Genomic DNA, 15,807 nt, shown 5'->3' on the forward strand with positions numbered 1-15,807 from the left:
CCACCGCTAGGTTAACCTGCGTTCTGCGTTCAAACTGTCATAAGGCAGATCATCTTTATGGAGGAAACAGTTAAAAATATCACTAATTTATCTATATATTTCGCGAGGATTAATCGGCCCATGCATCAGTCCTCGACGTCATTGTTCGAGATAGGAGTACATCGTGAATGGCACTGTGGATCACATCGAGAATACGTCGGTAGATAATACGCCAGAGGTCTCCCCGCAGACGGTGCTTGCAATTGCTCTAGAGATGTTCTCCGAACTCGGTTTCTCCGACGCCAAGCTTGAAGCAATCGCAAAGCAATCCGGGATGTCTAAACGAATGATCCATTATCACTTTGGTGATAAGAAGGGTCTTTATCGCAGATGTTTGGAAGAAGCAGTCCGCAGGCTCAGGCCATCAGCGGAGGAAATGCAGCTAGAAACTCCTGTTCCTGTCGATGGAGTCCGCAAAGTCGTGGAAGCTGTTTTCCGAACCTATGTCATGCACCCAGAATCTATCCGTATTTTGCAGATGGAAAACCTGCATCACTTTGGCAAAATCGCAGAGGCGAGCCCACTCTCCGATCAGTCTTCCATCATGCTTCAGCTAGACAAATTGCTCATGTTGGGACAAGACGCCGGCGCATTCCGCCCTGGGATCTCCGCACAGGATGTGTTCACCCTCATCGCCTCGCTAGCGGTTTTCCGAGTCAATTCTCGCTCCACTACGCTCAACCTCTACAGCGTAGACATGATGGATGAGGACAACACTCAAGGTATGGCACGTCTGGCAGTCGACGCGGTTTTGGCATTCCTCACATCAAACCTCAAAGGTTCTGATGACGTCAGTTACCTCACGTCGACGGCCCCCAGTGATTCGATCACACGCAACATGGAGGAAGCCTCCTACCAAGTCGACGCAGACCCATTTTCTTAAATAATCAGTATCTCAAAGGCGGTTCCACTATCCCGTGGAACCGCCTTTTTTCATCCTTTTTTACGCAGTCTTTTCTTCTCCAGCTTGTTCAGACATCTGTGGAGCCTCTTCTCCTCGCACCGATGCCGCAGTCACCGTGACCACTCCCACATCTTCTAGGTCCGGAATGTCATACATAACAGGGACCAGAAGTTCTTCCATGATGGCTCGCAGCCCGCGTGCGCCGGTGCCACGCTCTATTGCCAGGTCAGCAATGATCTCAAGGGCATCATCATCAAATTCCAGAGCCACCCCATCCATCTCAAAAAGACGCTGATACTGCTTTACCAGAGAATTTTTAGGCTCGGTGAGCACTTTGACCAGAGATCTTTGGTCCAAATTCCCCACGGTGGCAACGATCGGCAATCGTCCGATGAACTCCGGAATCAGACCAAACTTAACTAGGTCTTCTGGCAGGACTTCTTTGAATACGTCGATCTCGTCGATATCTTCTTTGGAAGTCAGCTCGGCGCCAAAACCAATCCCCTTTTTGCCGCGACGTTCCTCAATAACCTTCTCTAAACCGGCAAAGGCACCTGCGACGATAAACAAAATGTTTGAGGTGTCCAGCTGGATAAAGTCCTGATTGGGGTGCTTGCGTCCGCCTTGCGGTGGAATGGAAGCCACTGTCCCCTCAAGAATCTTGAGCAATGCCTGCTGCACGCCCTCACCGGACACATCTCGTGTAATAGACGGATTATCAGACTTCCGAGAAATCTTATCTACCTCATCGACATAGATAATTCCCCGTTGTGCACGCTGGACATCAAACTCTGCGGCCTGCAACAACTTCAAAAGAATATTCTCTACGTCTTCACCCACATAGCCGGCCTCGGTCAGTGACGTGGCGTCTGCGATGGCGAAGGGGACGTCGAGAAGCCTAGCCAAGGTCTGTGCCAGATACGTCTTTCCAGAGCCCGTTGGCCCAAGCATCAAAATGTTGGACTTTTGCAGCTCTGTCTCGTCGTCTTTATTTTTCCGCGTGCTCAGAACACGAGATTCTTCAGCACGCACCCGTTTGTAGTGGTTATACACCGCCACAGACAGGATTCGTTTAGCGTCGTCTTGCCCAATCACATACTTATCAAGGAACGCGGAAATCTCCGAAGGGCGCGGCAACTTAGTGCCCTCGTCCTTCTTCTCCTCAGCAGCAGTGCTGAGCTCTTCCTCGATGATCTCATTGCATAGTTCGATACATTCGTCGCAGATATAAACTCCGCCACCCGCGATCAGCTTCTTTACCTGCTTCTGACTCTTTCCACAGAAGGAGCATTTGAGCAGGTCAGCGCTTTCTTGCATACGTGTCATGGTGAGGTTGAAGCTCTCAATTCTTCCCAGCCGTCAGCGGCCAAACGGATTAGTAATCGACTGTCCTTCACTTTAGCGGGTACGTCAAACTAACGGGCTCGTACGCGCCCAGCGCCTTTTTACCCCAAGGCACAAGACAATCCACCGTAGCAGAATTATCCCTTAGTTTTCTCCGATTAATGGCTGTTGTTTGCCGTCCAGCATATGACGGAATCGCGCTAGTCGTTGGGTATCGCACGGCACTGGCTCACCATCAAGCTCACTCACCCGAGAAATTCCGTGCAACGCATTGACAACCCACAGCTCAACGCCGTGAAGCGCCGAGCGATCATACGTTTTCTGGGCCACTCGATACCCTAATTCCCGAGCAATCTCTATCACCATGTGCTCGGTCACTGAGTCCAGGCGTTCTGCCCGCATGGACACAAGTTCATTATCTTTCCAGGCCATGAGTGCCGCCGTGGTCGTCTCATGTACTCCCCGTGGGGAAACGAGCACAGCATCGTCGGTGGGCACTGCATTTTTGATCCTTAACAGTTCAGGCAGGTCGGGCCCTTTTATGGTCGGATGTTGGATCTTCCCAGGCTGCACCATCACGGTGGTCAGGGTCGTAGCTTCTCGACGCTTCGGCGCAGGCCTAAACCGCACGCGCAGCGTGCCGCCAGGAAGGCTTTCCAAGCGAGGAAACCACTCCCCATGCAGAGGAAGCTCTCGCTTGACGGCGGCTAAGAATCTATCGATCTCTTCTTCTCGCGCCGTCTGCAGCGCGAGACAACTGGTGCGGAAGCGCCGGCAATGGGAGTCAAAGCCGCGGGCGTGGCCGTCGATAAGCAAAAAGGAATCAATCACCGTCGGAGGTTGTGTTTGGAGTGCCGGTTGTAGCCTGGCGCCATCAAACTCCAGAAGCTCTTCATGGGGAAATCCTTGCGCACCCAGGCTCAACAACGGCGCAGACTTTGTGACTATCTCATCCCATTCCGCGTCGGCGTTCGATAACGCGATAATGGCGCCCCCTACCCCATAGCTCAGACGCTGCCCTTGCACAACCGCGGTACGGATCGTCATTGCCAGATCCATGCTCCCGTCCACGGAGATAAAGCCGACCGCCCCGGAATAGACCCCGCGTGGGTGTCCTTCCAGCTCAGCGATAATCTCCATCGTCCTATACTTGGGAGCACCCGTCATTGAGCCGCCGGGGAAAGCCGCGCGGATCACATCCACGGGGGTTGCAGACTCTCTCACTTTCCCGCTGACAGTGGAGACCAGCTGATGTGCTCTGGAAAAAGTCTTTACTTGGCACAACTCGTCTACCCGTACGCTGCCGTATTCGCAGACATGTGCAAGATCATTGCGCACTAAATCCACAATCATGAGGTTTTCTGCGCGGTCTTTCTTATTCGTGGCCAAGTCGTGCCGCATGTCGGCGTCTTTTTTCTCGTCTTGACACCGCGCGCGAGTGCCTTTGATCGGCTCTGAAGAGACCACCCCTTGGCTCATCTTTAAAAATCGCTCCGGTGACGAGCTCACCACGTGGGTATCACCTAGAACAAGCAGCGAACGCATGGGGGCCGGAGCGATCTCTGTGAGGCGTCGATACGCCGCAGGACCATCAAAGTCACCGTCAATGGGCGCTTCCAGCTGGGTGGTCAGGCACACCTCATACGTTGAGCCCTGACTAATGAGCTCTTGAATCTCAGCGATACTGTGCAGATACTTCCGTCGCGATTCCCGCACTCGCAGTCGCCCCACCGCACAAGGGTCAAAAGGCCCCACGGGGGACGCAGCTTGTATCTGCGCCATCGTAGCGTCACACCACTCTATGACTTCTTGTGTCTCGCAATCGTTGTGTGGGGCAAGCGCTACCAGCTGCAAACGGCCTCGCTCGATGACCACAATCCGCTCAGCAAAAAACATTTTTAGTGCTTCACCGAGTACGGGAGCTTGTGCCTGTGCCTGCGGACCAAAGTCAGAATGGTTCGCCTCATAGCCCACGTAGCCGAACCATCCTGGTAGTGCCGCAGGGATCGCGCCATCGTTGCTCTCAACGTGCACCTGCGGGCATGCGTCCATGCTCAGAGACAAGGCATCGAGGGAATCAATTATCTCCCCACCATCATGAGGTGCAATGATGCTTTTACCCTCGAACTCCACCAGCACGCCCTGTCCACCGAGAGCAGCAAAAATATCAACGGGTCCTACGCCCTCTGGGACGGCTGACTCGCGCACCACAACAGACCTATGGGAGGCATGGGCAGTTTCGCACTGCTGTGCCTCCGAGCTTTCCCCACGGGATCGATGCACATGCTGTGCCGCGATCCCCACAAAGTTAGCAATGAGCTGCTCACCATATTGGCTGCCTATGGACTCCGGGTGGAATTGCACCCCCCACCACGGTTTTGTCCTGTGTTCTAGGGCCATAACAAGCCCCTCAGCATTCCTCGCGGTCACTCGCATGCAATCGGGGACGTCGGTGACCACGAGCGAGTGGTAGCGCACCACAGTAAAAGAATCCGCGATTTTTTCCCACAGCGGTCCGGTGGACGTCACCCAGATTGTGTCTTCCCTGCCATGGACCGGCTCGGGCGCTTTTTCTACCTTTCCCCCCTCAACATAAGCCATTGCCTGCATGCCCAGACATACCCCTAGCACCGGAACCTCCGAATGTTCCAATGCCACAGCAGAAATTCCCAGGTCTGAAGGAATGCTGGGTGTGCCAGGTCCTGGGGAAATCACGACCGCGTCAAAGGCATCAGGGGACGCGCTGCCCTGCTTACTGATGCGATTGATATCCAGGGGGGCGTCGTTACGCATCACCGTGACCGAAGCCCCGCAACGTGCAAGGTAGTCCACGATGTTGTACGTAAAAGAATCGTAATTATCGATAACTAAAACGCGGAGAGCAGTCTTCTCGGGCTCGCCGCTAGCTTCTCGACGTCCCCTCGCATCGCAAGCAGGTGTAATCACTCTCCCGATTATGGCAAAGTCCCCGCAGCACCAATAATTTAGGGTACAGCGGGGACTTCTTTAAGACCAGAACTTGCTAGCCGTTGAGCTTGCGATAATCAAAAACCTGGTCAATGATGCCGTATTCCACGGCTTCTTGTGCGGTGAGAATCTTATCGCGGTCAGTATCAATGCGAACCTGCTCAGGAGTACGACCAGTGTGACGCGAAAGGGTCTGCTCCATCAGCGCACGCATGCGCTCGATCTCTTTCGCCTGAATCTCCAGGTCCGAGACCTGTCCCTGCGTCCCCTGGGTAGCAGGCTGGTGAATCAGCACACGGGAGTTAGGCAAGCAGGCACGCTTACCTGGTGCGCCCGCAGCGAGCAGCACCGCTGCTGCCGACGCCGCCTGACCCAAGCAGACGGTGCGCACGTCAGGACGCACGTACTGCATGGTGTCGTAGATAGCCATCAGGGAGGTAAAAGAGCCGCCTGGAGAGTTGATGTACATCGTGATGTCACGATCAGGATCAAGCCCCTCCAACACCAATAGCTGCGCCATGATGTCATTGGCAGAGGTATCATCCACCTGCGTGCCCAAGAAGATAATGCGCTCTTCAAAGAGCTTGGCGTAAGGATTAGTCTCCTTGGTGCCATAAGTAGAGTGCTCGATAAACGAAGGCAGCACGTAACGAGCAGAGGGCATCTGCATTCCGGAAGTAGTCATGTATATTCTCCTGCCTTAGTTAGAAAGCGGACCCTGAGCGGACGCAATCACGTGGTCGACAATGCCATATTCTTTAGCCTGCGCAGCCGTAAACCAACGGTCACGATCAGAATCTTTGGTGATCTGCTCAAAAGTCTGACCGGTGTGTTCTGCGATAAGCTCAGCCATCTCACGCTTGGTCTGCGCGAACTGCTCAGCCTGAATAGCGATATCAGCTGCTGTTCCGCCCACACCTGCTGAAGGCTGGTGCATCATAATGCGTGCGTGAGGAAGGGCATAGCGCTTCCCCTTTGTGCCACCGGAGAGCAAGAACTGCCCCATAGAAGCAGCAAGCCCCATGCCGTACGTAGCGATATCGCAAGGCGAGTACTTCATCGTGTCATAAATGGCCATACCGGCAGTGACAGAGCCACCCGGCGAGTTAATGTACAGGGAAATATCGCGGTGCGGATCCTCAGCCGACAGCAGCAAGATCTGTGCGCAGAGCTTATTTGCGATTTCATCATCCACTTGCGTTCCAAGGAAGATAATTCGCTCGCGCAAGAGGCGCTCATACACGGAATCACTCAGGTTCAGGCCAGCGCTGCCCTGAGCCATGCGGATCTGGTCACTCATTCCAGTACTCCTTACAGATTTTCATTTTTAGCCAGCCACGTGACTATCGAATGCAACCCACGTTACCTGCCTATTAGTCCTCCCATGGCACCTGTTCGCTCACAGCGTAGGACAAACTAACAAGCAGAGCCACTATCCCACCGCTATCCCACAGCGATACAGCCTGTTGCGCGGTTGTATTGCCCAGTTGTCGTTTTTGAGAACGCTAGCAGGGTCGAGTTCTACAAACCCCCACGTCGATTTTTCTAGCGTTCTCAAAAACGACAAAACTTCTATCTCGGCATAGCAAAAGGCCTCAATGAGCGTTGCATCTCATTGAGGCCTCTTGTGTATAAGCCTATTACTTAGCCTCGTCCTCGGAAGCTTCTGCTTCTTCCTCACCGAAGTACTGAGTCGGGTCAACTACGTTGCCTTCCTCGTCCTTAACGGAGACACGGCAGATAGCTGCTGCCAAAGCCTTGCCACGGCGGACATCGGAGAACAAGTTAGCGATCTGACCGGACTGCTGCAGCTGCATCACAAACTGGTTTGGCTCCATGCCATAGTTCTGTGCAGTGAAGAGGATATGGTCGGTCAGCTCCTGCTGAGAGACCTCGGGTGCTTCCTGCTCTGCAAGAGCGTCGAGGAACAGCTGAGTACGGACTGCCTCTTCAGAGTTCTTACGGTTCTCTGCGTCGAAGTCTTCGCGAGTGGTTCCTTGTGCTTCAAGAGCAGCGTTCAAAGCAGCCTCATCGTGAGCGAGCTGGCCAAGCAGCTGGTGCAGCTGAGCCTCAACCTGCTCGTTAACAACACCTTCCGGAAGCTCGAATGTGGACTCTGCGAGTGCCGCCTTCAAGACTTCATCACGAATAGCAGTTGCCTGTGCAGCCTTTGCTTTTTCCTCAACCTGAGCGCTGACGGACTCGCGGAGTTCCTCAACGGTGTCAAACTCGGAAGCCATCTGCACGAACTCTTCATCAACCTCAGGAAGCTTGCGCTCCTTGGTCTGCTGAACAGTTACGGTGACAGTTGCTTCTTTACCGGCGTACTCGCCAGCCTGAAGAGTGGTGGTGAATTCTGCGGACTCACCGGTCTTGAGACCACGGAGAGCGGTATCTAGGCCGTCAATGAGATCGCCAGCACCAACCTGGTAAGACATACCCTCGGTTGTAGCTTCTTCGATTGCCTCACCGTCAACGGAAGCCGCAAGATCAATGGTGGCAAAGTCGTTGGTCTTCAGCTTGCGCTTGGTGTCCTTCAGCTCGCCGAAGCGCTCACGCAAACGATCAATCTCAGCGTCGACTGCTTCTTCATCAACCTTGAGTGCAGGAACCTCTACATTGAAGGCAGCAAAATCAGGGACGGTGATTTCTGGACGAACATCGACCTCAGCAGTGAACTCAACAACGTCGTTGTCTTCGATCTTTGTGATATCGATAGCAGGCTGACCCAAGACCACGAGCTCGTTCTCTTCACAGGCCTGCTGGTAACGGGTAGGAAGCATGTCGTTGACAACCTGCTCCAAAACCGGTCCGCGACCGATGCGGGCGTCGATAAGCTGGCGCGGCGCTTTGCCACGACGGAAGCCTGGAATGTTGATCTGCTGAGCCAACGCCTTGTAGGCCTGATCGATCTCAGACTTCAGCTCCTCGAAAGGAACCTCAACGTTGAGCTTGACGCGGGTGTCGCTCAGCTTTTCGACGGAACTCTTCACGAGCCATTCTCCTGATCGTTGGGTACTCAATAAATTTAAAAAATCCCTCCACCCTTACCAAGTGGAGGGATCTACGTCGGGACGACAGGATTTGAACCTGCGACCCCCTGCTCCCAAAGCAGGTGCGCTACCAAACTGCGCCACGTCCCGTTGTCGAACTTTCAAACAAACGCGCACACAATACAAACATAGAATACGGATTTCCGTACCAAGTTCGTACATGCAGTGTACAAGCTGCCCCTAAAAAGTTACGCCATGGAATCGCATTTTCCCAAAACGCCAGTTCAAGGCCACTAAAAGAGGAAATTACCACTACACGTTAGGACAATTTTTCGCGCTTCAATCTTCCGCCATCGCTTGCTCCCACCCACTCCACAAAAGCCGAGAATTGTCGTTTTTGAGAACGCTAGCAACCATGCACCACACAAAACCGCCGGTCGAATTTTTCAGCGTTCTCAAAAACGACAATCCCCACCCAAACAACATCGCAAAAAGCCGGCAACCTTGAATCAAGGCCACCGGCTTTAAGAAAGTGGAGGGAATGACGGGAATCGAACCCGCGTCTTCAGCTTGGAAGGCTGAGGTATTAGCCACTATACGACATTCCCACTAGCGTTTGAGTGCGTCGAACGCTGTGCGCATAACAGTAGCGGATTTTCGCGATAAGAACAAAACCCCAGCATTTCCCACCAACTTTCACTCCACGGAGCTTCATCAATCATCCCTTGCATCTGTCAGTAAAACCAATTTTTCTACATAATTTCTCTAAAGTTTTTCACCTCTCAAAAATCTTCAAACCCCTCTTTTACCCAACACCAAGGCCCGATAACCTGCATAAAAGACACATTATTGATTAGTGAGTTATTATGTTTTCATGCAACCGAAGATCATCGACGCAGATACCGGCCGCGAATTGTGGACCGCAAATGACTGCGCAGAGTTCTCGGGCACGGCTCGTGGCACTTTTACGAGTTATGCAGGTCGAGGACGTGCCCCTTCCCCCGTAGCTAAACACCATGGTCTAACTCTGTGGGATTCCGAAGCAGTCAAAGAATGGGTCAATGCCCGCAACGCTATGAAAGACCCAGAACCTGAAGACCCCGTCACAGATGTATAAAGTCACATCTCACAAAGTTTCTCTTCCCGCGTTCCTCAGCCCCCATCCGCAAGGTTAGGCTGAGGAACTTTTTGTTTCCTTGGAACGTTGGTCAAAGTAATTAACGTCCCCAATTTTCCACGGAGGCATTCACAATGATTGCGTTATTACTTGTCGTCCTCGTCGTCGGCGGTGCCGTCTTCTTCCTTAGCAGAGGCAATAAAAGTAACCGACAGATCGAGTCAGACAATCTCCAAGACTCAATCGCGGAAGCCCGCCGTTGGATCGAAAGACTAGGGTCACAAGTACTTACGATCTCAGGCACTGATGCAGCATCCACACAAGCCATTGCCGACGCCTCAGAACGCTACAACGCAGCGTCTTCCCAGATCAGCACGGCCACGACGGTGCGCCAAGCAGAATTAGCACGCGAGTCTGCATTAGAAGGCCTGCACTATATGAATGCCGCCCGCGAAATCATGGGATTACCTGCCGGCCCTGAGCTACCACCACTAGAAGGCCAACGCCAAGCAGGAAAGGTCACCGAAAATCGAACCATCGACTTCGAGGGCCAACAAATCACGGCGTCTCCTCACGCAACACCCGATACCCCGAATTACTACCCTGGCGGAATGGTTGCTGGCCGCCCGGTTCCTGCCGGATGGTATTCCGAGCCGTGGTGGGCGGGTGCGTTACGTAGTGGCCTCTGGACCGCCGGATCCGTTTTTCTCTTTAGCTCGTTGTTCAACGGTATGTCTGGCGTCGGATACAGCGCTCATGCCTTTGAGTCCGGCTTTGATAAAGGCTATGCAGAAGGCCTTGCTGCCAATGGCGGCGACGGTGCCGGAGACATAGGAGATGTCGGAGGAGATTCCGGCGATGACGGTGGATTCTTTGATGGTTTCTTCGGCGGCGACGGTGGCGATGGCGGCGGATTCGACTTTGACTTCGATTTTTAGTCGCTAAGCCCCTCCGCAAAGTGTGAAGGTGCCTGTGCTTCCACGCACGGGCACCTTCACTTGTATTTGCTTGTTGTCATTCCTGTCTACGGTCGTGCATACGGCGCCGGGTTTCTCCGCGGCCGTAGGGTCACGTTAGGCAACGTGGGGGCTTCAATTCGTGCTAATCCCTGCGCATTGATCCCCTCACCCCGAGCATTCACTCCGCCATGGCCTTGATAACCAGCGACCTTGCCAAAACGATCTGTTTGGGCTTGCCAAGCATCTCTGTTCTTACGAATCTCTTCGGTCGAGCGTCCTACAAAGTTCCACCACATAACGATCTCTTCCGCAAACGGCTGCCCACCGATCAGCAGTACTCTGCCGTCGCTATCGCTGTGGTTGGATATCACGATGCGTTCCGTACCAACCCCTACATAAGCAAGCGCCGCGTGGGGAATAGCAACGTCTTCTACTGTGATCGTGCCGGCGTCGACAAGCACTCCATGTTCAAAAGCCGGATCGAGGGGTATGGCGAGAGAAGAATTCTTCTTGACGCGTATTTCCGCCCCTACCAGCGGCGTAAACGTTTGTACTGGGCTTTTCATACCGCAGAGCTCGCCAAGAAAAACAATTGCCTGCCCCTCCCCTAGATCCACCGGTTCGGGAGAATAATGCTCGAAGGAGCGGGGCACACTGTTCCGGGCTGAATCCGGCAACGCAACCCAGAGCTGAACACCGTGGAGAGTTTCCGTGGTTGGCGTAGATACCTCCGAATGGCAAATTCCGGCCCCGGAGGTCATTAAATTAACCTCTCCAGGGCGCACCGTGCCAACGTTCCCTCCTGAGTCGCGGTGCTCTATTTCCCCACGGAACAACCAGCTGACGGTCTGCAAACCGCTATGAGGGTGCGGCGCCACATCCATGCCTCCGGTCTGAGAAACATCGTCGGGACCATAATGATCTACAAAGCACCATGCCCCGATCATTGTCCGTTTCTTCTGAGGTAGCGTCCGGCGCACGGTCATCGCACGCAATCCCCCGAGTGGAACCTCCCGAGCAGTGATGATTTCCACTGGGGCCCGCATGGGCTGACTGTTGCTATGCATATTCGTCATCGCTTTCCACCTCATCGATTGCACGTAGTAAAAAATCCCCGATATCACGGCCGGAGAGAGGCCTCGGATATCAGGGATCGTTAGTTGTAAAAAGACAGCTGTAACGCTAGAGAAGAATTAAGCTTCTGGAAGTGCCGGGGCGATTCCTGTGCGCTCGTATTCGGAGAGGATATCGATGCGCCGCTGGTGACGCTCCTCCTTGCTCCACTCCTGCTCGATAAAGGCGTCAATGATCTGGAGTGCTTCTTCTTCAGAATGCATCCGTCCGCCCAAACCGATCAGCTGGGCGTTGTTGTGCTCACGAGCTAGCCGGGCGGTTTCTACCGACCATGCCAAGGCACAACGAGCGCCCTTCACTTTGTTAGCGGCAATCTGCTCGCCGTTACCCGAACCACCCAACACGATGCCGAGTGAACCAGGGTCATTGACCACGCGGCTAGCAGCCTCAATACAATACGCCGGATAGTCATCCTGGGCATCATAAGTGTGTGCACCGCAGTCAATAACCTCATGTCCCTTGGTCTTGAGGTGTTCCGCGATAATGTTCTTCATGTCGAACCCTGCATGGTCCGCTCCGAGGTAAACGCGCATAGTTTCAAAGTGTATCGCATCACCGCACACCACCAAGAAGGGAACGCATCACCTCATATTCCCTTTCCCCGGCCACATAACTTCTTATAAGGACTTAATAAGGAAATGCATCGTTATATGAAGCGCTGGACGAGATCGTACAAGGATCATACGAGGTCATGCGAGTACACCATTAAAAAACATGTGACGCACTGCACCTCGTACAAAGCCTCATACAGGGGTTAGTCAAAGCGAGGGCTCTCTGTCCTCGACCGCTTTAGCTCGAAGAAATAGGGATAGGAGCCTAGCGCGATGGAGGCGTCGAAAAGCTTCCCAGCTTCTTCCCCACGCGGAATCCGGGTGATAACAGGACCAAAGAACGCAGAGTCTCCCAGCTTGATCACTGGTGTCCCCACATCGTTACCCACTAGTTCCATGGCACCGCGATGGTATTCGCGTAATTCTTTATCCCAAGTTTCGGTGTTAGCCACTTCTGCCAATGCGGGATCTAGGCCGACCGTGGACAGTGCAGACTTGATGATCTCGTCATAAGCACCAAAGTCCTGTTTGCCGCCTTGTCCATTGTTATGAATCTCAGTTCCCATGACTGTGTAGAGCTCATCAAGCTTATCGGGGTGCTGCGAGGCGACTGCCGCGAACACTCGCGCTGGCCCCCAGTTCGCCTTCATCTTCTCTTTGTAGTCTTCCGGCAATTCGTCTCGACCTTCGTTGAGAACAGAAAGGCTCATCGGCACCCATTCAACGTGAATGTCGCGAACCTGCTCCACTTCTTTGATCCATCGAGAGGTTACCCAACAAAAGGGGCAGCTCACGTCGAACCAGAATGTCACGTGCTCGGTCATAGAAGTCTCCTTTAATCCCTCATGCGAGTTTCTCATCCAACGCACTTCGAAGTTCTCGGTCCTTAACCTTCCCTCAAGTGCGCAACACTGCCCTTTTCAACGCATCTCCCCACGCGATCATTCCACGCCATGTTTGTCCTGCTGCGTTTGTCCTGCTGCAAAAAAGACTTTGCCCAATAGCCGGTTGCACTGTGGCATCCAGTTGTAAAGTAAATCCACAGATCAAACGCAGTGCCCACAGAGCTTTCGCCCCTAGCACTCTGGATAGCCTCAACTCAAGCTAAAGGAGCTCCTTAATCACATGTCTTCCATCAATCTCACGCAAGCAGAAGCTGAGCAGCGTTCCCGTATCCTTGACGTGCATCATTACGATATTGCTCTCGACTTGACTGAAGGGGATAAAGAGTTTCCTTCCACCACCACGGTCTCTTTCACGGTAAAAGAAGCCGGGGATACTTTTATTGACCTGCGAGCAGCATCCGTAGCAGAGGTGCTTCTCGACGGCACAGACATCACAGCAGCAGCGGTTCCGCTGACCCCCTCCGGCTACGATGAGACCCAGGGACTCGCTTTAAGAGGGCTAACTCCAGGAATGCATTCCCTTACTGTGACCGCTTCATGCGTCTATTCACATACAGGCCAGGGGCTTCACCGCTTTATCGATCCGGAAGATCAGCGAGTCTACTTGTACACGCAGTTTGAAACAGCTGATGCCAAACGCATGTTTGCGTGCTTTGACCAACCGGATCTCAAGGCTACCTACGCTTTTACTATCACAGCCCCCAAAGCGTGGAAAGTAATCACCAATGCTCATACCCAGATAACAACCGCCGCGGACAAAGCTATTCACAGGTCACACGTGGATTACAAGCTTTCCACGTATCTCGTCGCGTTGTGCGCCGGTGATTATCACGAGGTCTCAGACACCTGGTCTGGCGCGCTAACGCACCATCCCGAGACTCCCGCAGACCAACCCACAGCGCTAGAGATTCCGATGTCCATCTACTGCCGGAAGTCATTGGCGCGTTATTTAGATGCGGACACCTTGTTGAGAGAAACCAAGCAAGGGTTCACCTTTTATCATGAGAACTTTGGCATGGCGTACCCGTTTTACAAGTATGACCAGATCTTTGTTCCGGAGTTCAACATGGGCGCCATGGAGAACGCCGGTGCGGTGACCTTCCGCGATGAATACGTCTTTTCCTCTAAAGTCACCAAATACCGCTATGAGCGTCGCTGCGACACAATCCTGCACGAGATGGCCCACATGTGGTTCGGCGACCTTGTCACCATGAAGTGGTGGGGCGACCTCTGGCTCAACGAGTCCTTTGCCACGTGGGCCGCGGCGATCTCTCAAGCCGAGGCAACGGAATACTCCACGGCATGGGTCACTTTTGCCAATGTGGAAAAGTCATGGGCCTACCACCAAGACCAACTCCCCTCCACGCATCCGATCACAGCCGACGCCTCTGATATTGAAACCGTTGAGCAGAACTTCGACGGCATTACTTATGCCAAGGGTTCTTCGGTGCTCAAACAGCTGCAGGCTTTTGTGGGGCGGGAAGCCTTCCTGGCGGGTGTTCGCAAGCACTTTGCCAACCACGCGTTTGCTAACGCGACCTTTGATGACCTGCTTGGAGCCTTTGAAGAGGCCTCCGGCCGCGATCTTTCCCAATGGGCCGACCAATGGCTCAAGACCACTGGAATTAACAAGCTTTCCCCCACTTTTACTGTTAAAGATGGCGTTTATTCCGAGTTCGCCATCCAACAAAGTGGAGCAGCACCCGGCGCGGGAGAGCTTCGTACCCACCGGATCGCCGTGGGGCTTTATTCGCTTATCGACGGCCAGGTGAAAAGAACTCATCGATGCGAGATTGACGTTAAGGGCACATCCACGCCGGTTCCAGAATTACTCGGTCGTGCACAAGCTGACCTGATTCTGGTCAACGACGACGACCTCACATACTGCTTGATGCAGCTGGATCCAGGCTCACTGGAGTTCATTGTTAACAACATCGACAAAATCTCTGATCCCATGGCACGCACGTTGTGTTGGTCCGCCGCATGGGAAATGACAAGAGACGGAAGTATGCGCGCTCGTGACTTTGTCACGCTCGTTGCACGTGGCGCTCAATTTGAGACTGAAATTGCGGTGCTTGAACGCATCCTAAGCCAGGCGGCAAAGGCCGTACGGTCCTACGTGGACCCTGCTTGGGCAGATAACACTGGACATGACATGCTTGCCGACGCTCTCTTGGTGGGTGCTCGCAACGCGCAGCCTGGTTCTGATGCACAGTTGGCGTTTATTCAAGCTCTGGCAAAAATACGCATCACCAAAGAAGCTGCCACCGAATTTGCTGCGATTGTGGACGGCACTACTTCACTTCCGGGTCTCACAATAGATTCTGACCTGCGATGGTGGGCGCTTACAGCGCTCATTGCCCACGGTGACATCACGGGAGCAGCGGTTCGTGAGAGCATAGAGAAGCTACGGGACAAAGATCGTTCTTCCGCTGGTGAGCTTGCGGCGTTGCGTGCATATGCAGCACAACCGGATGCTGAGGTTAAGGCAGAAATCTTTGCTGAGGTTACCGACACAAAGAACACGCTTTCTAACCTCTTCTTACGCCATAAGCTCGAAGGTCTTACTTTCACAGGATCTGGCCCCTGCCTCGCTCAATTTAACTCCGCAGTTTTTGCCTTGGCGGAAAAGATCTGGGCTGAGATGTCGTCTGAGGTCGCACTGGTGACGCTGTCCGGAATCTATCCTTATTGGGATATTTCCGCACAAGGGGTAGAAAATGCCCACGAGTTCCTTAACAAGGACTCCTTGCCAGCTGGTGTTCGCCGGGTGGTGTCTGAAGGGATGTCTGAGCAGGAGCGCGCCTTACGCCTACGTGAAATAGACGCACGCTAGTTTTGTTTCGCCTCTATCCGTAGGACGTCAACTGGCACTTCCTGCGGATAGAGGATTC

Annotated in this window: 12 protein-coding genes and 2 tRNA genes; 4 read left to right on the forward strand and 10 right to left on the reverse strand. The window is 53.5% G+C overall.

Annotated elements, in window-relative coordinates:
- The first annotated feature begins 163 nt into the window (after positions 1 to 163).
- Complete coding sequence (locus CULFRC11_RS08285; RefSeq protein ID WP_013912104.1) at positions 164 to 922, forward strand: TetR/AcrR family transcriptional regulator; 759 nt, start codon at positions 164 to 166, stop codon at positions 920 to 922.
- A 60-nt stretch (positions 923 to 982) separates the two neighbouring features.
- Here the strand turns inward: CULFRC11_RS08285 and clpX are convergent, their stop codons facing one another.
- The 7 genes from clpX to CULFRC11_RS08325 form a co-directional block, all read right to left on the reverse strand.
- The gene (gene clpX, locus CULFRC11_RS08290) at positions 983 to 2,269 is read right to left on the reverse strand and encodes an ATP-dependent Clp protease ATP-binding subunit ClpX (protein ID WP_038620741.1); all 1,287 of its coding nucleotides are present in this window, start codon (positions 2,267 to 2,269) and stop codon (positions 983 to 985) included.
- A gap of 162 nt (positions 2,270 to 2,431) precedes the next feature.
- Complete coding sequence (gene pabB, locus CULFRC11_RS08295; protein WP_023636121.1) at positions 2,432 to 5,233, reverse strand: aminodeoxychorismate synthase component I; 2,802 nt, start codon at positions 5,231 to 5,233, stop codon at positions 2,432 to 2,434.
- Between the two features lie 76 nt (positions 5,234 to 5,309).
- Entirely contained in the window at positions 5,310 to 5,939 is a 630-nt protein-coding gene (locus CULFRC11_RS08300) for an ATP-dependent Clp protease proteolytic subunit (protein WP_013912108.1), read from the reverse strand.
- Positions 5,940 to 5,954: 15 nt separating this feature from the next.
- Positions 5,955 to 6,554, reverse strand: a complete 600-nt coding sequence (locus CULFRC11_RS08305; RefSeq protein WP_013912109.1) for an ATP-dependent Clp protease proteolytic subunit — start codon at positions 6,552 to 6,554, stop codon at positions 5,955 to 5,957.
- A 340-nt stretch (positions 6,555 to 6,894) separates the two neighbouring features.
- Positions 6,895 to 8,247, reverse strand: a complete 1,353-nt coding sequence (gene tig, locus CULFRC11_RS08310; protein ID WP_023636122.1) for a trigger factor — start codon at positions 8,245 to 8,247, stop codon at positions 6,895 to 6,897.
- A 76-nt stretch (positions 8,248 to 8,323) separates the two neighbouring features.
- A tRNA-Pro gene (locus CULFRC11_RS08315) sits at positions 8,324 to 8,397 on the reverse strand.
- Positions 8,398 to 8,780: 383 nt separating this feature from the next.
- Positions 8,781 to 8,855: transfer RNA gene (locus CULFRC11_RS08325), tRNA-Gly, on the reverse strand.
- Positions 8,856 to 9,121: 266 nt separating this feature from the next.
- On the opposite strand from CULFRC11_RS08325, the gene CULFRC11_RS08330 reads away from it, so the two are divergent.
- Positions 9,122 to 9,364: a helix-turn-helix transcriptional regulator gene (locus CULFRC11_RS08330; protein ID WP_023636123.1), complete on the forward strand. Its 243-nt coding sequence runs from the start codon at positions 9,122 to 9,124 to the stop codon at positions 9,362 to 9,364.
- 134 nt (positions 9,365 to 9,498) lie between these two features.
- Positions 9,499 to 10,302 carry a hypothetical protein gene (locus CULFRC11_RS08335; RefSeq protein WP_023636124.1) on the forward strand — a complete coding sequence of 268 codons (804 nt, stop codon included), beginning with the start codon at positions 9,499 to 9,501 and terminating at the stop codon, positions 10,300 to 10,302.
- Between the two features lie 86 nt (positions 10,303 to 10,388).
- Here the strand turns inward: CULFRC11_RS08335 and CULFRC11_RS08340 are convergent, their stop codons facing one another.
- The 3 genes from CULFRC11_RS08340 to CULFRC11_RS08350 all read right to left on the reverse strand — a co-directional run bounded on the left by CULFRC11_RS08340 (position 10,389) and on the right by CULFRC11_RS08350 (position 12,832).
- Positions 10,389 to 11,399 carry a pirin family protein gene (locus CULFRC11_RS08340; RefSeq protein WP_038620747.1) on the reverse strand — a complete coding sequence of 337 codons (1,011 nt, stop codon included), beginning with the start codon at positions 11,397 to 11,399 and terminating at the stop codon, positions 10,389 to 10,391.
- A 117-nt stretch (positions 11,400 to 11,516) separates the two neighbouring features.
- Positions 11,517 to 11,990 (reverse strand): ribose-5-phosphate isomerase, encoded by a 474-nt coding sequence (locus CULFRC11_RS08345; RefSeq protein WP_031270487.1) that lies wholly within the window; start codon positions 11,988 to 11,990, stop codon positions 11,517 to 11,519.
- 221 nt (positions 11,991 to 12,211) lie between these two features.
- Positions 12,212 to 12,832 (reverse strand): mycothiol-dependent nitroreductase Rv2466c family protein, encoded by a 621-nt coding sequence (locus CULFRC11_RS08350; protein WP_023636126.1) that lies wholly within the window; start codon positions 12,830 to 12,832, stop codon positions 12,212 to 12,214.
- Positions 12,833 to 13,133: 301 nt separating this feature from the next.
- Here CULFRC11_RS08350 and pepN point away from each other — a divergent pair, with 301 nt between their 5' ends.
- A complete protein-coding gene (gene pepN, locus CULFRC11_RS08355; RefSeq protein ID WP_023636127.1) occupies positions 13,134 to 15,749 on the forward strand; it encodes an aminopeptidase N in 2,616 nt (871 codons plus the stop codon).
- The last annotated feature ends 58 nt before the right edge of the window (positions 15,750 to 15,807 follow it).

The sequence above is a fragment of the Corynebacterium ulcerans genome (assembly GCF_000767685.1).
In the GTDB taxonomy this organism is placed as follows: domain Bacteria; phylum Actinomycetota; class Actinomycetes; order Mycobacteriales; family Mycobacteriaceae; genus Corynebacterium; species Corynebacterium ulcerans.